The sequence below is a fragment of the Halomonas denitrificans genome, assembly GCA_019800895.1.
Taxonomy (GTDB): domain Bacteria; phylum Pseudomonadota; class Gammaproteobacteria; order Xanthomonadales; family Wenzhouxiangellaceae.
Window position 1 is genome coordinate 757,218 of record JAHVKF010000002.1, and the last position, 17,860, is coordinate 775,077.

A 17,860-nucleotide genomic window follows, 5' to 3' on the forward strand; every position below is an offset into this window, starting at 1 on the left:
TCGGTCGGTTCATCGGCGCGAGCCCTCCTCGTCCGGGCCGCTGGTTCGCTGGCCGCGGACGGTGAATTCTCCGAACGGGCCGCTGCCGGTGCCGCGGCCCCGGTCCCCTTCGATGTCCATGTCGATCGCGATCGTGCCGGAGCCGCCGTAGCGCGACGCGTCGATGCGGATCTGAAGCTGCTTGCCGGACACCCGGATCTCGCTCAGCGGGGTGTCGTTGCCCATGGCCGAAAGGGTGCCGGTCAGGGAGGTGGGGTCGCCGCTGAGCACGAGTTCGGCGTCCACGTCGCCCATGCCGGGCAGGCCGAGCGTCAGCGCCCAGGTGCCGGCCGGGTCGACTTCCGGCGGCTCGAGTTTCGCCAGCTCGTAGCGCGCGCCGTCGATCCAGACCTCGCTGATCGTCGGCGCTTCGGTGAACAGGTCGCCTTCGACGAGGAGGAAGTTGGCCATGTGGCCCGGCGCGATCCGCCCGGCACGATCGCCGATGCCCAGCCACTCGGCCGGTCCGGTGGTCAGACCGGCAAGCGCGCGATCCGGGTCGAGGCCGCGTTCGATCGCCGTGGCGAGGTGGCCGAACAGGTCGGCCGGGTTGCCCAGGCCGTGGGCAGTGAACATCACCGGCACCCCGGCCTCGATCAGCCGCTGCGCGTTCTCCGGGGCGCGGCGCCAGTGGCGAAGCTCTTCCAGCGAGACATCGCGGTCGTTCTCGTCCTCGACGTCCGGGGCCGCAGGAAGGTCCATGGTCAGGATGTGCGGAACCCGGCGCGGAAACTGGTCGAGGCGCTGGTACTCGGCGCCGTGGCCGACCAGGACGAGGTCCATCTCGTCGTCGACCAGGCCCAGGATCCGGAGCGTGTCGTGGATGTCGCGGGCTTCGAAGACCAGCGGTACGTCGCCGTCGAGGACGGGATCGAGCGCGTCGAGCCCCGGCAGCCACTCCGGTCGCGCCTGGGCCGGATCGGCCTGCCAGGCGCGCTGTGCCTGCTGCTGCCAGCGCGCATCGAGGAGCGTCTGCCGGAACAGGGCGACCGAGCCCATCAGCGACTGCGGGTAGGCACCCGACGGCCCGCGTTCGTGCAGGTGGGCGTGCTGGGCGACGTCGGCGCGCAGGCGGTTGGCGGTCAGGCCGCCTTCGCCCAGATTGGCGACCACCGAACGGCCGCGCAGCAAGCCGTCTCCGGGGGCCAGCAGGGCCGTGGTGAAGCCGGCCCGGCGGCGCGCGTCGACCGTCTCGTCGGGCCAGAGGCCGGCATCCACGGTCGCATCCGGACGGATCAGGGCGTGGCGGCCGTCTGCCACGGCCGCCTCGTCCGGCGCCTCGTCACCGGCCTCGGCCTCGACGACGAGATAGGAATCGATGAGGCCCGGATAGACCGTCAGCGGCGGCTGTTCGGCGCCGCGCTCGTACTCGATGCGGGCCGCGTCGGCGGGCGGCTCGACGTCGCCGACCGATTCGATCACGCCATCGCGGACCACGATGGTGGCCGACTGCAAGACCTCTCCGGGCGCGGTCACGACGCGCACATCGACGAGCGCGTGCACGTCCGGGAGCGGTTGACGGAGCTCGGCCGCGGCGGCCGGCAGGGCGGCCAGCGCGGCCAGCAGCAGGACCAGTGGGCCGCGAGCAGGCCGGATCGAGGGCCGGCCCCGGGCCTCGGAATTCAGGGAAAGGACGGGCAAGATCGTGCACTCCTGAACGGGATGGAGTCCCGCACCGTAGCCGCCTGCGCGTGAGCGTCGCATCGGCCAGAAGTCACGCAGTCCGGTGATTCGCGGCGATGCCACGAGGGTATTGAAACGAAGGGCCGGACGCGCGATAATTGCGGGCTTCGTTTTCTTTGCATACGCAGGAACGCCATCATGAAGGCAGGCATCCACCCCGAATACCGCGACGTCGTGTTCCAGGACATCTCGAGCGACTTCTCGTTCAAGACGCGCTCGACGATCAAGACCAAGGACACGATCAAGTGGGAAGACGGCAACGAATACCCGCTGGTCAAGGTCGAGGTCTCGAGCCAGTCGCACCCGTTCTACACCGGTCAGCACAAGATCGTCGATTCCGGCGGCCGCGTCGATCGGTTCAAGCAGCGCTACGGCAAGTCGAAGAAGTAACGCCGCACCCGCTGTTCGACTCCGGTGCGCGCCCGGCGTGCACCGCGTACGGCCGACGACCCCGGCCGACATCGCACGGTCATCCTGGTGTCTCCGAGCCTGTGCGATACTCTATCCATACGGTGCCGCATGGTCGCGACACCGTTTCGACGTTCGCGCTGCCGCCCGCTCCAGGGCGTCGCGTGTCCTCGCGCGGACGCCAGACAAAACCCATGACGCAAGGAGTGCCACCGTGGCGGAACGCAAGCTGACCCTGACCGATCCCGAATCCGGCAAAGAACTCGACCTGCCGGTCGTCGCCGGCAGCGAAGGCGATCCGACGCTGGACATCAGCGGCCTGCACAAGGAACTGGGGTATTTCACCTTCGACCCCGGCTACGGCACCACCGCGAGCTGCAAGAGCGACATCACGTTCATCGACGGCGGCGCCGGCATCCTGCGCTACCGCGGCTATCCGATCGAACAGCTGGCGGAGAAGTCGTCCTTTCTGGAGGTCGCCTACCTGCTGTTGTACGGCGAGCTGCCGACGCAGGCCGAGTTCAGCCGCTTCGACCGCGACATCACGTACCACACGATGGTGCACGAGAAGCTCAACACCTTCATGCAGGGCTTCCACTACAACGCGCACCCGATGGCGATCCTGTCGGGCGTGGTCGGTTCGATGGCCGCGTTCTACCACGACATGCTCGATGTCAACGATCCCGAGCAGCGTGACCTGGCGGCCAAGCGCCTGATCGCCAAGATGCCGACGATCGCCGCGGCCGCCTATCGCCATTCGCAGGGCTGGCCCAGCGCCTATCCGAAGAATTCGCTGCGCTACTCGGAACGATTCCTGCACATGATGTTCTCCGTGCCCGCCGAACCGTACGAGGTCAACCCGGTCGCGGCCAAGGCGCTCGACCTGCTGTTCATCCTGCACGCCGACCACGAGCAGAACGCGTCGACCTCGACCGTGCGCCTGGTCGGATCGACCGGCGCCAATCCCTATGCCTGCACCGCGGCCGGCATCGCCGCGCTCTGGGGCCCTGCCCACGGCGGCGCCAACGAGGCGGTGCTGCGCATGCTCAACGAGATCGGCACCGTCAAGAACGTCCCCGAGTTCATCAAGCGGGCCAAGGACAAGGACGATCCGTTCCGCCTGATGGGCTTCGGTCACCGCGTCTACAAGAACCACGATCCGCGCGCGACCATCATCCGCAAGGCCTGCCACGAGGTGCTGCAGGAGCTCGGCAAGAAGGACGAGCTGCTCGACCTGGCGATGAAGCTCGAAGAGATCGCGCTCGAGGACGACTACTTCGTCGAGCGCAAGCTCTACCCGAACGTGGATTTCTATTCGGGAATCATCTACAAGGCGCTGGGCATTCCGACCTCGATGTTCACCGCCATGTTCGCCATCGGCAGGACCGTCGGCTGGGTCAGCCAGTGGCTGGAGCAGTCGGCGAACCCGACCCGCATCGGCCGTCCGCGCCAGGTCTATACCGGCGCGACCGAGCGCGACTACGTGGAGATCGGCAAGCGCTGATCCGCGACGCGTGCGGCGTCGGCTCCCGGCCGACGTCCGTGCTCAGGGCGCATTCGCCGCCACCATCGCTTCGACTTCCGTCAGGCCCGCGCGTCGCTGCGGGCGCCCGTCGACCGGGTCCGGCGGTGCCTGGCGGCCCGAGGGCCCGCACATCAGCGCGAGCTCGAAGGCCTGTCCGCCGGCCTCCACGACCACCAGTTCCAGGTCACGGAACGACCCGTCGTGCCAGCGGATGCGGCGCGATTCCTGGCTGAACGGAAGGCGCTGCTCCATCAGATAGGCCACCACCTCGTCCGGCGTGTCGCAGAACAGGTGCAGGCTGACCCGGGAATGCTCGTCGGCGGTGCCTTCGAGCACCGGGCCGACGAGCTTCGGCCGGAACCGGTGGAAGAAGCGCATCGCGCCGACCGCGGCGTCACGTAGCTGCTGCAGCGTGTCCTGGTGCGCGTCGCCCCCGTACAGTGCCTGATAGCGCTTCAGTTCGGCTTCGACCTCGCTGTTCGACGGCAAGCCGCGGCCGATCGGCACGCCGAGACGGCTGGCCGCCTTCTCCTTGGCGCTGCGGTAGTTGCGCTGCCCTTCGGTGGCCAGGATGCGGGCGGCCTCGAAGGCCACTTCCTGGCGGCGTCGATCCGCATTGCGCGACGAGCGATTTCCCATCGTCGATCTCCGTAGAACGGCTTCGGGCCTGGGCTCGATTATGCGGGGACGGCGGCAACGCCGTCAGTAGATCTCGTACGGATCGACCGCGTCCTCGGCGACGGCGTCGCGCGGCTCCTGCAGCGGCGGCAGGTTGCCCGACTGGAACCATTCACGCACCGCGCCCGGCGTGCCGGGTCGCACCCGCAGGCCGGAATCGGGATCGATCATCGCCTGGACGATGCCCACGGGAACCGTCCGTTCCTGCTCCGGCACGCCGTCGAGAGCGACGGTCATGTAGTCGACCCAGATCGGCAGCGCGGTGCGCCCGCCCTGCTCGTAGCGCCCCAGCTCCTCGTTGCCGTCCATGCCGACCCAGACGACGGTCACGAGCTCGTCGTTGAAGCCGGCGAACCAGGTGTCGCGCTGATCGTTGGTGGTGCCGGTCTTGCCGGCCAGGTCGTTGCGGCCCAGGGCCATCGCGCGCTGCCCGGTGCCTTCGCGGATCACGTCGCCCATCATCGAGCGGATCAGCCAGGCGGTCTGCGGCGAGAGGACCCGCTCGGCCAGGCGCGGAACCGGTGGGCCGTGCAGCTCGGCGGGCTCGCCTTCGGCTTCGTCCGGCGCAGGATTCTCGCCGGTGTCCAGGGTCAGGGCGCGAACGGAATCGCGCTGCGGTTCGGGGGCGGCGGTGGCCGCTTCATCGGGGCGAGGCGGCGGGCAGTCGGCGCAGACCCGGGGCCGCTGCGGCACCTCGAGCTCCTGCCCGTCGATGTCGCGAACGGCCAGGACGAAGTGCGGCTCGATCGCGAAGCCGCCGTTGGCGAACACCGCGTAGGCCGCCGCCAGGTCCATCGGTGTGATCGACGCCGAGCCCAGCGCCATCGACGGTCCGTTCGGAATCTCGTCGCGGGCGAAGCCGAAGGAGGTCACGTAGTCGGTCGCGCGCTGCAGTCCGAGATCCATCACGAGCCGGACGCTGATGAGGTTGCGTGAATGAACCATGCCTTCGCGCAGCCGGGTCGGTCCGAAGAACTGCTCGGAGAAGTTCTGCGGCTTCCAGGTCCGCTCCTGCGACGGGTCGTCGAAAACGACCGGTGCATCGTTGACCAGGCTCGCCGGGGTGTAGCCGGCGTCGAGCGCGGCGGCGTAGATGAACGGCTTGAACGCCGAGCCCGGCTGGCGGCGGGACTGGGTGGCCCGATTGAACTGGCTGGCGGCGAAGTCCAGGCCGCCGACCAGCGCGACCACCGCGCCCGTGTCCGGCTTCAGCGAGACCAGCGCGGCCTGCGCCTCGGGCACCTGGGCCAGGCGCCAGCCCTCGGGATGCTCGCGCAGGCGGACCCGATCGCCGGGCGCCAGCACGTCGCCGACCGCCGACGGACTCGCGCCGACCGCGTCTCGGCCCAGGAACGGACGGGCCCACTCGATGCGTTCCAGCAGCAGGGTGGCTTCACGGCCATCGACCAGCAACAGGCGGGCCTGCTCGGGTTCGACCTCGAGGACAACGGCCGGGATCAGGTCGCCGATGTCCGGCGCCTCGTCGAGCAGGTCCAGCAGCGCATCCGGCCGATCGAGGAGGTCCGGATCGACGCGGCCTTCGGGGCCGCGCCAGCCGTGGCGCTTGTCGTAGGTGTCGAGGCCGTCCTGGACCGCCGCATCCGCGGCGCGCTGCAGCGAGCTGTCGACCGTGGTGACGATTTCGTAGCCCCCGGCGTAGGCCTCTTCGGCCCCGAACCGGTCGACGGCTTCCCGGCGCACGATCTCGGCCACCCAGGGGGCATCGAGTTCCCGCTGCGGCCCGTGCAGCTCGGCGCGGTCCGGCGTGGCCTGCGCTTCGCTCCACTGCGCCTCGGTGATGAAGCCCTCGTCGAGCATCCGGTCGAGCACGTAGCCGCGCCGCGCGACCGCGCCCTCGGGATTGCTGATCGGGTTGTCGCGGGACGGCGCCTTGGGCAGTCCGGCGATCAGCGCCATCTCGGCCAGCGTGAGTTCGTCGACGGTCTTGCCGTAGTAGATCTGCGCCGCGGCACCGACGCCGTAGGCACGCTGGCCGAGAAACTCCTTGTTGAGGTAGAGCTCGAAGATCTCGTCCTTCTCCAGCTCGCGCTCGATCTTCACGGCGAGGAAGATCTCGCGGATCTTGCGCGTCACGGAGAACTCATTGGTCAGGAAGAATCGCCGCGCGACCTGCTGGGTGATCGTGCTGCCGCCGGGCACCCTGCGCTGGCCCAGGTAGCGCACGTAGCCGAACACGCCGCGCAGCGTTCCGGCGATGTCGATGCCGAAGTGTCCGTAGAAATTGTCGTCCTCCGCGGCCAGGAACGCCTGGCGCTGGAGCTCGGGAATTTCCTCGATACTCAAGGGGATGCGGCGTTGCTCGCCGATCTCGGCCATCAGCTGTCCATCGGCCGAATACACCCGCAGCGGAACCTGCAGTTCGACCTCGCGCAAGGTCTCCACGTCGGGCAGTGAGGGCCAGATCAGGGCCCAGAGGACCGTGAAGCCGATCACACCCAACAGCAACCCCAGAAAAAACAGGCGGATAGAAAACTTAATTAGAGACTTTATTCTTGGCATGGAGTATGATAAACCTTGCATTCGATGGCGCGACCCGACCGGCTCGGCGAGTCGCGAGCGGAGATCGAAGACAGGTCTTGGACCGTGGTCGACAGGGAACGATCCACGATTATGGTCCAAAACCATGCAGGGTCCGGCGGATTCGCCGGAGCCGTCCAGGCCGCCGGGGGAGCCGGCCTGCCGTGCGGGCATCGCGCGGGAGCCATCCAAGGGGGAGCGAGTCATCGACGTGCGGGGCGAACCACGGGCCTCGACGGCAGTTTCGGTACCGAACAAACAACATCCGGGGAACGGTCTTGAACATATTCAAACGATCAGCGCCGCCCATGATCGGGGTGGACATCGGAACAAGCAGCGTCAAGGTGCTGCAGCTCGGCCGCGCCGGTTCGAGCTACCGCGTCGAGCATTTCGCGGTGGAGCCGCTCCCGGAGGGCGCCTACGCGGAGCACAGCATCAACAAGGTCGACGATGTCGGTGCGGCGATCCGCAACGCGGTCAAGCGCAGCGGCAGCAAGGCCAAGCACTGCGTCATGGCGGTCTCGGGCTCGGCGGTGATCAGCAAGATCATCCACCTGCCCGGGGACCTCGCCGAGGACGAGATCGAGGGCCAGATCGAGATCGAAGCCGGGCAGTACATCCCGTATCCCCGGGACGAGGTGAGCCTGGATTTCGAAGTCATCGGCCAGTCGGCGCGCAATGCCGATGTGGTCGAGGTGCTGCTCGCGGCCTCGAAGACGGAGAACGTCGAGACGCGCCAGGCGGTGGCGGACATGGCCGGACTGACCGCGCGGGTGGTCGATGTCGAGGCCTTCGCGATCGCCAACGCCTTCGAGCTGGTCCGCAAGCGGGACGGGATCGACGACTCCACGGTGATCGCCGTGCTCGACATCGGCGACGTCCGCTCCTCGCTCAACGTGCTGCGCGGCGGGCGTTCGATCTACTACCGCGATCATCCCTTCGGCGGTCGCGAACTGCGCGAAGAGACGATGCGGCGCTACGGCCTCGACGAAGAGCAGGCCCAGTTCTGGAAGCGCGATGAAGAGCCGCCGGCCGGGTTCGACGATGAAGTCCTCGAGCCCTATCGGCAGAACATCATCCAGCAGATCGGCCGCGCCCTGCAGTTCTTCTCGTCGAGCCGCGACTACGCCAGCATCAGCACCCTGTACCTGGCCGGGGGCGGCGCAGCCATTTCCGGCCTGCCCGAAACGGTGTCCGGCGAACTGGGCATGAATGCCGAACTCGCCGATCCGCTGAAGAACCTGAAGCTGGCGCCGCGCATCAGCGCGAGCGCCCTCGAGTCCATCCGGCCGTCGCTGGTGACAGCGACCGGGCTGGCGTTGCGGGGAGTCGAATAATGCGCCAAATCAACCTATTGCCGTGGCGCGAGGAACAGCGTCAGGATCGGCAGAGAAACTTCCTGATCCTGATGGCCGTGGTCGCGGCACTCGCCGCACTCGCCGTCTTCCTGGTCAAGGGGTATTTCGACGCCCAGATCGACGGCCAGAACGCGCGCAACAACTACCTGCGCGCCGAGATCGCCAAGCTGGAACGCCAGATCGCGCGGATCGACCAGCTCGACGAGACCCGCCGCCAGCTGATCAACCGGAAGGAAGTCATCGAGGACCTGCAGTCGAATCGCACCCTGATGGTCCACCTCTTCGAGCAGCTGGTCCGGACCGTGCCCGACGGCATCCGGCTGATCAGCGTGCGCCAGGTCGGTGACCAGCTGACGATCGACGGAACCGCGCAGTCCAGCGCGCGTGTCTCGACCTACCTGCGCAATCTCGAGGCGTCGCCGTTCCTGCACGAGCCGACGCTGCGGATCGTCGAGGCCGAAGCCGAAGAGACCGATCGCGAGCTGCCGTACCGCTTCGCGGTCAACGTCCGACTCGCTCCGCCCGACAACGACGAAAGCAACGAATCCCGGGAGGCGAGCGCACCATGAATCTTCAGGAAATTCGCGATCTGGACTTCAACGATCTCGGCAACGCATCGAGCGGCGCAAAGGCGTTCCTGCTGATCGTCATCGTTGCGGCCATCCTCGGCGCCGGGTACTGGTTCATCGTCAAGGACCAGCGCACCCAGCTGCAGAGCGTGGAGCGCCAGGAAACGCAGCTGCGCGCCGACTTCGAGGACAAGCAACGCAAGGCGGCGTTGCTGCCGGTCTACGAACAGCAGCTCGAGGAAATGCGGGTGATGCTGCGCAGCCTGCTCCGCCAGCTGCCGAGCAAGACCGAGATGCCCGACCTGCTGGTCGATATCTCGCAGACCGCGCTGGCCTCCGGCATCGAGACCGAGCTGTTCGAGCCCCGGGCCGAAGTGCTAAAGGACTTCTACGCCGAGCTGCCCATCGCCATCCGGATGAGCGGCACCTATCACCAGTTCGGCAGTTTCGTCAGCGGCGTGGCCTCACTGTCGCGAGTCGTGATCCTGACCATGCGCGACATCGCGCTCGAGCCGGTCGAGGGCCAGCCCGGCGTGCTGCGGATGGAGGGAACCGTCACCACCTACCGCTACCTCGACGACAGCGAGGAAACCGACAGGCTGCTGGAGGGAGATTCCTGATGCGTGCGAAACACACTCTTGTCCTCGGCCTCGCTGCGATGGTGGTGCTGGCCGGTTGCGGACGCGACAAGCGCGATCTCGAGCAGTGGGTCGCCGAGACGCTGAATCGCCCGCCGGGACCGGTCGAACCCATTCCGACGGTCGAGACGACCGAGCCGGTGACCTATTCCGCCTACGAGCTGCGGGACCCGTTCCTCCGGCCCGGCCGGGAGCGCGCGGCCGAAGAGGGCGGCGAAGAAACGAGCAGCGGCGAATACACCGGGCCGCGGCCCGATCCGAACCGGCGCCGTGAGTTCCTCGAGCGGTTCCCGCTCGATGCGCTGTCGATGGTCGGCACGATCGAGCTCGACGACCAGGTGTTCGGCCTGGTCGCGGATACCGAGGGCACGATCCATCGTGTCCGGGAAGGCAACTACCTGGGCCAGAACCATGGCCGCATCCTCCAGGTGACCGAAGGGTCGATCCAGCTTGTCGAGCTGGTCCCGGACGGCGCCGATGGCTGGATGGAACGCAATGCGTCGATCGCCCTGGGCGACGACGCCGTCCAGTAACGGTGACCGCCATGAATCCAGCAACGAGAATTCGAGTTATGAACAGCCAAGCAGGGAACGCAACAGGGAGCCCGATTATGAATTGCACCAAGCGCATCTCGGTACTGCTGGCCGGAGTGATCTGGCTCTGGGCCGGCCACGTTGGCGCGGCAACGGTCACCGATGTTCGCGTCAGCGACGACGGCGACCAGTTGCGCTTCATCCTGACGACCGACGAGTCCGGCGCCGAGCCGACGGTGTTCACCACCGACCAGCCGCCGCGGATCGTGCTCGAGCTTCCCGACACGTCCAGCAGCGTTCCGGGCGGTCAGAATGCGGTCGGCGTCGGCCCGGTCAAGAGCTACATGGCCCTGTCCTCCGGTGACCGCACGCGCCTGGTCGTGGACCTTTCCCGCCAGGTCGGCTACGAGGTCGAGGTCGACGGCAACCGCGTGGTGCTGGCGCTCGACGCCGGTGGCGCCGGCGCCAGCCGGCCCGCCATGGCCAGCAGTTCCGGCGGCGGCAGCGGCGGCGATATCGAAGGCATCGACTTCCGCCGCGGCGACAACGGTGAAAGCCGGGTCCTGGTCGATCTGGCCCAGTCCGGAGTCGACATCTCGGTCGACGAGCGCGCCGGCCAGCTGCGGGTCACGCTGTTCAATACGGACCTGCCTGCGGACATGATGCAGCGCCTCGACGTGGCCGACTTCGCCACGCCGGTCCAGTTCATCACGCCGGAAGCGCGGGGCGACAACGTCCGCTTGAATCTGGACATCGATGGTGCCTACACCCACCTCGCCTACCAGACCGACGACCAGCTCGTGATCGAGGTCGCCCGCCCGGTCCAGGAAGCCGAGGTCGCACGCGAACTCGAATTCTTCGAAGACCGCGAATACACGGGCGAGCGCATCACGCTTAACTTCCAGGACATCGCGGTCCGCTCCGTGCTGCAGCTGATCGCAGACATCTCGGACCTCAACATCGTGGTCTCCGATTCGGTGACCGGCAACCTGACCCTGCGCCTTACCAACGTGCCCTGGGATCAGGCGCTGGACATCGTGCTGGAAACCCGCAACCTCGACATGCGCGAGTCCGGCAACGTGCGCTGGGTCGCACCGACCGCGGAGATCGCAGCGCGTGAGCAGCAGATCCTGCGCGCCCGCCAGGAGCGGCAGACGCTCGAGCCGCTGCGCACCGTGATGATCCCGGTCAGCTACGCCGATTCCGAGGCGCTGGCGGACCTGATCCAGGCCTCGGTCGAGTCCGGCGGCGAAGGCGGCGTCGGCCTGCTGTCCGAGCGCGGCTCGGTCACCATCGACCAGCGCACCAACACCTTGCTGGTGACCGATACGGCCGAGCAGATCGAAGCGGTCCGCGACCTGGTCGCCGAGCTCGATCGGCCGGTTCGCCAGGTTCTGATCGAGTCGCGGATCGTCATCGCACGGTCCGACTTCAACCACGAGCTGGGCGTTCGCTTCGGCGTCACCGGCAACCGCCAGGTCGACAACAAGATCCTGTCCCTGTCCGGGTCCAACCTCGCGACCGACCGCATGAGCAACGTGGCGCTGGCGCGCCGCACGCTGCTCGGCCAGCGTCCGGGTCGGCCGAACTTCCTGGCCGATGCCGAACCGGGCGACCCGATCACGGTCGGTACCGGCGGCATCGCCGTGCCGACGCTCGAAGATCGCCTCAACGTCAACCTGCCGGTCTCCAACCCGGCCGGTGCCCTGGGCATCAGCTTCCTGGCGAGCAACTTCCTGCTCGACCTCGAACTGTCGGCGCTCGAAGCGCAGGGCGAAGGCGAGGTCATCTCCACGCCGCGCGTGATCGCGGCCAATGGCCAGGAGTCGTTCATCCAGCAGGGTGTGGAAATTCCCTACGAAGAAGCAACGACCGCCGGCGCGACCTCGGTCGAGTTCAAGGAAGCCGTGCTCGAGCTGCGCGTCACGCCGCTGATCACGCCCGACAACCGGGTCCAGCTGGCGCTGGCGATCAAGCAGGATACGGTCGGCGAGATCTTCCAGACCGGCCGCGGCGGGTCGGTGCCGTCGATCGACACCCGCGAACTCGGCACCAGCGTGCTGGTCGAGAACGGCCAGACCCTGGTCCTCGGCGGCATCTTCCAGGAAGAGCGCAACTTCAACACCACAAAGGTGCCCGTGCTGGGCGACGTCCCCGTGCTGGGGACGCTGTTCCGTCGTCGCGCAACGCAGGACGAAAAGCGTGAACTGCTGATCTTCATCACGCCGAACATCCTCGACGACCAGATTCGGGTCGACTGATCGATCCCGAATCGCCGGAGCCGATCCGGATCGGGCCCGGGGCGTTCGCGCCCCGGGCCTTTTGTTTTTCCCCGGGGGCCCGCACATGGTTTCGAGTCGTCGCATGAATCGGACCTCTTGTCCCTCGATGAGACCCGACCGTCCTCATTCGCCGGCCGCCGACCGCAATCGCGGCCCCATCCTCGACGTGCTGCGCCACGCGCTGCCGGAGCGGGCGCGCGTGCTCGAAATCGGGGCCGGCACGGGACAACACGCGGCGTACTTCACCGCCCGGCAGCCCGGCTGGTCGTGGACACCGACGACCGTGCCGGCCGAGCTGGCCACGCTGGTCGCAGGCCTCGAAGGACTGGAGCGGCCCGGTCTCGGGCAAGCGGCGCCGCTGGACGTGCGGACGGAAACGGACTGGCCCGAGCCCGGCTACGACGCGGTGTTCGCCGCCAATGTCGTCCATATCGCGCCGGAGCCGGCGGTCCGGGCGCTGATTTCGGGCGCCGCGCGAGTTCTCGTGCCCGGGGGCCGGCTGGTGCTGTACGGACCGTTCATGCGGGACGGTCGGCACACCTCGGAAAGCAACCGGCGCTTCGACGTAGATTTGCGCTCTCGGGGCGTCGGCTCGGCGTTGCGCGATGTCAACGACGTCGATCGCTGGTCGGCGGAATCGGGACTGCGCCGGGTCGCCGACATCGCGATGCCGGCCAACAATTTCATCCTGATCTACGATTGATTCCGATCCGGCACCCCGCCCACGCAGGAGAATTGAACACCGATGAATCTGGACCAACCCCTCACCCCGGTCGAGAGCTGGGACGAACTCCTCGATCGCGCCCGTGCACTGCTGCACGGCGAGACGCACTCGCTGGCCAACGCGGCCAACCTGTCGGCGCTGATCTTCCACTCGCTGGCCGACCTGAACTGGGCGGGGTTCTACTTCGCCGAGGGTGAGGAACTGGTCGTCGGGCCGTTCCAGGGCCTGCCGGCCTGCGTCCGGATCCCCTTCGGCCGCGGGGTCTGCGGCACTGCTGCGGTCGAGCGCACGACCCAGCGCGTTGCCGACGTTCACGCGTTCGACGGTCACATCGCCTGCGACGTCAATTCACGCTCGGAAATCGTCGTGCCGCTGATCCGCAACGGCGAGTTGCTCGGCGTGCTCGATGTCGACAGCCCGACGCCGGATCGCTTCGACGCCGCCGATCAGGCAGGCTTCGAAGCGCTGGCGGCGATCTACGTTGCTTCGCTTCAGTCGTCGTCGAAGGACGGCTGAAACCGGTCCAGGGCCCTCGCCCGGCCGTCGGCGTCGAGCTCGAGGACGTGCGCGCTGCCGACCGAAATCGGCAGCAGCATGCCGGTCCAGGCGCGGTGCAGTTGCTCCAGTCCGGGGTTGTGTCCGATCAGCAGCCGATCACCGGTCGCGTCGCCGAGCAGGTCCAGCAGCATTCCGAGCGATGCATTCCACAAGCGTGACTCGGTCGATACCGTGCGGCGGTGCCATCCGGCCAGCGCTCGTTCGGCGGTTTCCCGCGTGCGTCGCGCCGGGGAGACGCTGACCGGTAGTTCGGCGATGCCCTCGCGCAGCGCAAGCCAGCGGCCCAGCTGATCGGCTTGCGCGCGCCCCCGGCGGGTCAGGCCGCGGTCGATATCGCCCTGGCCCGCACCGGGCGGGCCGGCCTCCGCGTGGCGCACCAGGATGACGATCCGCCCGCTCATGCGCTCGGCAGGCCATGGAGCAACGCGCCGACGTCCAGGTTGCCGCCGGACAGAACGATCGCGACCCGGCGCCCCGCGAAGCGCTCGGGATGGGCGGCGACCGCCGCGTAGGCGACGGCTCCGGACGGTTCGATGACCTGCTTCAGGCGATGCCAGAGCGCCACCATCGCGTCCCGGATCGCGGCCTCGGAAACGGTCAGGATCGGCACATCGCGCGCCTCCAGGATCGCGAGGTTGCGGTGACCGACCAGGGCTCGGAGGCCGTCGGCGATCGTGCGCGGCGAGTGATCGTCGACCCGGCGACCGGCCGCGCGGGATCGCGCGGCGTCGTCGGCGCCGGCCGGTTCGGCTCCGATCACCTCGATCGTCCGACCCGACTCCGCGACTGCTCGGGCAATTCCGGCCAACAGGCCGCCGCCGCCGATCGGCGCGACGATCGCGTCGAGCCGATCGACCTGGTCGATCAGCTCGACGCCGACGGTTCCCTGGCCGGCGATGATGTCGTCGTGGTCGTAGGGTGGAATCGGGACCAGTCCCTCGGCCACCCGGTCGGCCAGGCCCGCCTCGCGAGCCGCCTGCGTCGGCGCGCAGAAGTGCACGATGCCGCCGTGCTCGCGGACCGCTTCGACCTTGGTCCGCACCGCGTTCTCGGGCATCACGACGTGTGCCCCCAGCCCGCGGGCGCGCGCGGCAGCGGCCAGGGCCGCACCGTGATTGCCCGACGAATGGGTCGCCACACCCTGCACGCCCTCGGCCAGCCGCGCAACCGCGAAGGATGCGCCCCGGAACTTGAACGAACCGGTCCGCTGCAGGTGCTCGGCCTTGAAGAACAGCTGCCCGCCGGTGAGCTCGTCCAGCGCAGGATCGACCAGAACCGGGGTCCGGACCACGCGATCGCGCAGCAGCTCCATCGCGGCACCGGGGTCGGCCGGCGCGGGACCGGCGTCGCTTTGGTCGTTGGCGGTAGACATGTTCGTATACTACCGGGTCCTTTGTTCCCCCGAGGTTGACCATGGCGCTCAAGGGCGATTCTCCGCGCACTCCGATCCGGCGTCTCGACTATCGCCCGCCGGACTGGCGGATCGAGACGGTCGAGCTGACGCTTGCGCTCGATGCCGACACCACCCGCGTCGACGCGATCCTGGCCGTGCGCCGGAGCGCGGCGTCCGGGACGGCCTCCGATTCCGGCGATGCACCCCTGATTCTGCACGGATCGGGCCTCGAAACGCTTTCCGTCGCGGTCGACGGGCGGCGGCTCGCCGCCGACGAGTACGCCATCCACGGCGAGACGCTGGCCATCGACGGCGTGCCCGACCGGGCGCGGATCGAGACCACGGTCGAGATCCATCCGTCCGCCAACACCGCGCTGGAGGGGCTGTACCGGTCGGGCCCGAGCCTGCTGACCCAGTGCGAGGCCGAGGGCTTCCGAAAGATCACCTGGTTCGCCGACCGGCCCGACGTGATGGCGACCTATCGCGTCCGTCTCGAGGCCGACCGGGATCGCTACCCCGTGCTCCTCGCCAACGGCAACCGGGTCGACGCAGGGGAACTCGAAGGCGGCCGGCATTTCGCGACCTGGGACGACCCGCATCCGAAGCCCAGCTATCTGTTCGCGCTGGTGGCCGGCGACCTTGGCTGCGTCGAGGATCGCTTCACGACCGTATCCGGGAAAGAAGTGGCGCTGAAATTCTATTCCGAGCGCGCCAACCTCGGTCGCCTGCAGCACGCCATCGACAGCCTGAAGAAGGCGATGGCCTGGGACGAGGAGCGCTTCGGCCTGGAGTACGACCTCGATGTCTACCACGTCGTCGCGACCCACGACTTCAACATGGGCGCGATGGAGAACAAGAGCCTGAACATCTTCAACGCGAAGTTCGTGCTTGCCGACCCGGAAACGGCCACCGATACCGATTACGAGGGCATCGAGTCGGTGATCGCGCACGAGTACTTCCACAACTGGACCGGCAATCGCGTGACCTGCCGCGACTGGTTCCAGCTGACTTTGAAGGAAGGGCTGACCGTCTACCGCGACCAGGAGTTCTCGTCGGACATGCAGTCGCGCTCGGTCAAGCGCATCCAGGACGTACGCGACCTGATGGCCCGCCAGTTCACCGAAGACGCCGGGCCCATGGCGCATCCCGTCCGCCCGGAGCGGTACGTCGAGATCAACAACTTCTACACCGCGACCGTGTACGAAAAGGGCGCCGAGGTGGTTCGCATGTATGCCGCGCTGCTCGGCGACGACGGCTTCCGCAGGGGCATGGACCTGTACTTCCAGCGCCATGACGGGCAGGCCGTGACCTGCGACGATTTCCGCCGGGCGATGGCCGACGCCAACGATGCCGACCTCGATCAGTTCGAGCGCTGGTACCGCCAGGTCGGCACGCCTACCCTGCATGTAAAGAGCGAGTTCGACGAAGATAACGGCACGTTCGACGTCGAACTACGTCAATCCCTGCCCGAACACGAACACAATCGAGGCCTGGGTCCGCTGCAGATTCCGCTCGAATTCGGCTTGCTGACCGCCGACGGCGAACCGCTGTCGCTTCCGCTCGACGGCGCGCCGGCGTCCACCTCGCATCGCATCGAGCTCAAGGAGGAAACCGCCCGGTTCCGCTTCGAAGGCCTGCGCGCACGCCCGGTGCTTTCGATGCTTCGCGGCTTCACTGCGCCGGTGAAGGTCGACGACTCGCCCAGCGACGACGACCTCGGCTGCCTGCTGGCGCACGACCCGGACCCCGTCGCCCGCTGGCTGGCCGGCCGCCGGCTGGCGAGCCGGATCCTGCACGAGGCCATCGACAACAATGGATCGCTGCCCGCGGTCCGGCCCCTGGGGGCAGCGTGGCAACACCTGCTCGATCATGCCGACGCCGACCCGGCGCTCTGTGCCGCGCTGCTCGAACTGCCCAGCGAGGCCGACATCGCCCGCGATCGGTCGCCGGTCGATCCGGACCTGATCCACTCCGCCCGTACCGCCCTTCGTCACAATCTCGCCGAGCGGATGGCCGGTCGACTCGACGCAATCCTGCAGAACGGCCTGCCGCGCGGTCCGTGGCGATTTGCGCCGGACGACGTGGCGCGTCGCAGCCTTTTCCATGCCGCGCTGCGGCTGCGCGTGGCGCACCCCGACGGCGCGGCGGTCGCGCGGGCGGTTCGCCTGTTCGATCGCGCCGACAACATGACCGATCGCTTCGGTGCGCTGGCAGCCCTGGTCCAGGCGGGGCGCAACGAAGCGGAGCCGCTGCTCGACGAGTTCGAGCGGCGCTACGCCGACAATCCGCTGGTGATGGACAAGTGGTTTGCCGTCCAGGCGCAGGTCGCCGACCCGTCGACGGTCGAGCGAGTGAAAACGCTGATGGCGCACCCGGCGTTCTCCCTGAACAATCCGAACAAGGTGCGTGCCCTGGTCGGTGCGTTCGCCCTGCACAACCCGGTGGCCTTCCATCGCGCCGACGGCGCCGGGCACGCGCTGGTCGGCGAGGCCATCCGCACGCTCGATCGAATCAATCCGCAGGTCGCCGCCCGGCTGGTCAGCGTGTTCAATCGCTGGAGCGACTTCGACCCGAAGCGCTCGGCGTCCATGAAGGCCGAGCTCGATGCGATCAAGGCGCGACCGGGTCTCAGCCCCGACGTCGACGAGATCGCCACCGCCGCCCTCCAGCGCGACGGACGGCCCGGTCAGGGATGAGGGGCCGGAGACTTGAAAGGAGAATGTTTACCGCCGATGGGCGCAGATGAACGCAGATTGAAAAAGCAGTCGGGAGGCGCGAGAGCCCGTGATCGCCGCCGACGTGCAGGTGGAGCGCCGGAGTAGGAACGGGGGAACGGGGCGCCGCCCTTCCATTCGCTCGTTCCGAGGGGAGTCGAAGAAGAATCCGGGACAACGAAGGATCCGGAGCAACCTCGACCGATGCTGCAGTCTTCTT

At 68.0% G+C, this 17,860-nt stretch carries 15 protein-coding genes; 10 read left to right on the forward strand and 5 right to left on the reverse strand.

The annotated features are described in order from the left end of the window. Positions 1 to 9: 9 nt before the first annotated feature. Positions 10 to 1,680, reverse strand: coding sequence for an amidohydrolase family protein (locus KUV67_07360; GenBank protein MBY6204696.1), 1,671 nt, complete (start codon positions 1,678 to 1,680; stop codon positions 10 to 12). 180 nt (positions 1,681 to 1,860) lie between these two features. Here KUV67_07360 and KUV67_07365 point away from each other — a divergent pair, with 180 nt between their 5' ends. Beyond that, positions 1,861 to 2,112, forward strand: coding sequence for a type B 50S ribosomal protein L31 (locus tag KUV67_07365; protein ID MBY6204697.1), 252 nt, complete (start codon positions 1,861 to 1,863; stop codon positions 2,110 to 2,112). Between the two features lie 232 nt (positions 2,113 to 2,344). Then, positions 2,345 to 3,634, forward strand: coding sequence for a citrate synthase (locus KUV67_07370; protein ID MBY6204698.1), 1,290 nt, complete (start codon positions 2,345 to 2,347; stop codon positions 3,632 to 3,634). Between the two features lie 42 nt (positions 3,635 to 3,676). On the opposite strand, the gene KUV67_07375 is transcribed toward KUV67_07370, so the two are convergent. Further along, the gene (locus KUV67_07375) at positions 3,677 to 4,294 is read right to left on the reverse strand and encodes a hypothetical protein (GenBank protein ID MBY6204699.1); all 618 of its coding nucleotides are present in this window, start codon (positions 4,292 to 4,294) and stop codon (positions 3,677 to 3,679) included. A gap of 63 nt (positions 4,295 to 4,357) precedes the next feature. Continuing rightward, complete coding sequence (locus KUV67_07380) at positions 4,358 to 6,853, reverse strand: penicillin-binding protein 1A (protein ID MBY6204700.1); 2,496 nt, start codon at positions 6,851 to 6,853, stop codon at positions 4,358 to 4,360. A 326-nt stretch (positions 6,854 to 7,179) separates the two neighbouring features. On the opposite strand from KUV67_07380, the gene KUV67_07385 reads away from it, so the two are divergent. The 7 genes from KUV67_07385 to KUV67_07415 all read left to right on the forward strand — a co-directional run bounded on the left by KUV67_07385 (position 7,180) and on the right by KUV67_07415 (position 13,491). Then, a complete protein-coding gene (locus KUV67_07385) occupies positions 7,180 to 8,208 on the forward strand; it encodes a pilus assembly protein PilM (protein ID MBY6204701.1) in 1,029 nt (342 codons plus the stop codon). Continuing rightward, a complete protein-coding gene (locus KUV67_07390) occupies positions 8,208 to 8,798 on the forward strand; it encodes a PilN domain-containing protein (protein MBY6204702.1) in 591 nt (196 codons plus the stop codon). The genes KUV67_07385 and KUV67_07390 overlap by 1 nt, the downstream gene beginning before the upstream one ends. Next, positions 8,795 to 9,418: a type 4a pilus biogenesis protein PilO gene (pilO, locus tag KUV67_07395; GenBank protein ID MBY6204703.1), complete on the forward strand. Its 624-nt coding sequence runs from the start codon at positions 8,795 to 8,797 to the stop codon at positions 9,416 to 9,418. Before KUV67_07390 ends, pilO begins: the two co-directional genes overlap by 4 nt. Next, on the forward strand, positions 9,418 to 9,969 hold the full coding sequence (locus tag KUV67_07400; protein ID MBY6204704.1) for a pilus assembly protein PilP: 552 nt from the start codon (positions 9,418 to 9,420) through the stop codon (positions 9,967 to 9,969). The genes pilO and KUV67_07400 overlap by 1 nt, the downstream gene beginning before the upstream one ends. A gap of 77 nt (positions 9,970 to 10,046) precedes the next feature. Continuing rightward, a complete protein-coding gene (locus KUV67_07405) occupies positions 10,047 to 12,230 on the forward strand; it encodes a type IV pilus secretin PilQ (protein ID MBY6204705.1) in 2,184 nt (727 codons plus the stop codon). A gap of 127 nt (positions 12,231 to 12,357) precedes the next feature. After that, positions 12,358 to 12,954, forward strand: a complete 597-nt coding sequence (locus tag KUV67_07410) for a DUF938 domain-containing protein (GenBank protein ID MBY6204706.1) — start codon at positions 12,358 to 12,360, stop codon at positions 12,952 to 12,954. A gap of 42 nt (positions 12,955 to 12,996) precedes the next feature. Next, positions 12,997 to 13,491 carry a GAF domain-containing protein gene (locus KUV67_07415; protein ID MBY6204707.1) on the forward strand — a complete coding sequence of 165 codons (495 nt, stop codon included), beginning with the start codon at positions 12,997 to 12,999 and terminating at the stop codon, positions 13,489 to 13,491. On the opposite strand, the gene KUV67_07420 is transcribed toward KUV67_07415, so the two are convergent. Both KUV67_07420 and KUV67_07425 read right to left on the reverse strand, forming a co-directional pair. Then, positions 13,467 to 13,934, reverse strand: a complete 468-nt coding sequence (locus KUV67_07420) for a histidine phosphatase family protein (protein ID MBY6204708.1) — start codon at positions 13,932 to 13,934, stop codon at positions 13,467 to 13,469. The genes KUV67_07415 and KUV67_07420 overlap by 25 nt on opposite strands. Beyond that, positions 13,931 to 14,905, reverse strand: coding sequence for a pyridoxal-phosphate dependent enzyme (locus KUV67_07425; protein MBY6204709.1), 975 nt, complete (start codon positions 14,903 to 14,905; stop codon positions 13,931 to 13,933). Before KUV67_07425 ends, KUV67_07420 begins: the two co-directional genes overlap by 4 nt. 41 nt (positions 14,906 to 14,946) lie before the next feature. Here KUV67_07425 and pepN point away from each other — a divergent pair, with 41 nt between their 5' ends. Next, positions 14,947 to 17,622: an aminopeptidase N gene (gene pepN, locus KUV67_07430; protein ID MBY6204710.1), complete on the forward strand. Its 2,676-nt coding sequence runs from the start codon at positions 14,947 to 14,949 to the stop codon at positions 17,620 to 17,622. Positions 17,623 to 17,860 lie beyond the last annotated feature (238 nt).

What these genes read in the sequence shown, in the direction of transcription:
- KUV67_07405 (MBY6204705.1), top strand. Translation starts at nt 10,047, where the DNA reads ATGAATTGCACCAAGCGCATCTCGGTACTGCTGGCCGGAGTGATCTGG.
- pepN (MBY6204710.1), top strand. Translation starts at nt 14,947, where the DNA reads ATGGCGCTCAAGGGCGATTCTCCGCGCACTCCGATCCGGCGTCTCGAC.
- pilO (MBY6204703.1), top strand. Translation starts at nt 8,795, where the DNA reads ATGAATCTTCAGGAAATTCGCGATCTGGACTTCAACGATCTCGGCAAC.
- KUV67_07420 (MBY6204708.1), bottom strand. Translation starts at nt 13,934, where the DNA reads ATGAGCGGGCGGATCGTCATCCTGGTGCGCCACGCGGAGGCCGGCCCG.
- KUV67_07365 (MBY6204697.1), top strand. Translation starts at nt 1,861, where the DNA reads ATGAAGGCAGGCATCCACCCCGAATACCGCGACGTCGTGTTCCAGGAC.
- KUV67_07390 (MBY6204702.1), top strand. Translation starts at nt 8,208, where the DNA reads ATGCGCCAAATCAACCTATTGCCGTGGCGCGAGGAACAGCGTCAGGAT.
- KUV67_07375 (MBY6204699.1), bottom strand. Translation starts at nt 4,294, where the DNA reads ATGGGAAATCGCTCGTCGCGCAATGCGGATCGACGCCGCCAGGAAGTG.
- KUV67_07385 (MBY6204701.1), top strand. Translation starts at nt 7,180, where the DNA reads ATGATCGGGGTGGACATCGGAACAAGCAGCGTCAAGGTGCTGCAGCTC.
- KUV67_07410 (MBY6204706.1), top strand. Translation starts at nt 12,358, where the DNA reads ATGAGACCCGACCGTCCTCATTCGCCGGCCGCCGACCGCAATCGCGGC.
- KUV67_07380 (MBY6204700.1), bottom strand. Translation starts at nt 6,853, where the DNA reads ATGCCAAGAATAAAGTCTCTAATTAAGTTTTCTATCCGCCTGTTTTTT.
- KUV67_07425 (MBY6204709.1), bottom strand. Translation starts at nt 14,905, where the DNA reads ATGTCTACCGCCAACGACCAAAGCGACGCCGGTCCCGCGCCGGCCGAC.
- KUV67_07400 (MBY6204704.1), top strand. Translation starts at nt 9,418, where the DNA reads ATGCGTGCGAAACACACTCTTGTCCTCGGCCTCGCTGCGATGGTGGTG.
- KUV67_07415 (MBY6204707.1), top strand. Translation starts at nt 12,997, where the DNA reads ATGAATCTGGACCAACCCCTCACCCCGGTCGAGAGCTGGGACGAACTC.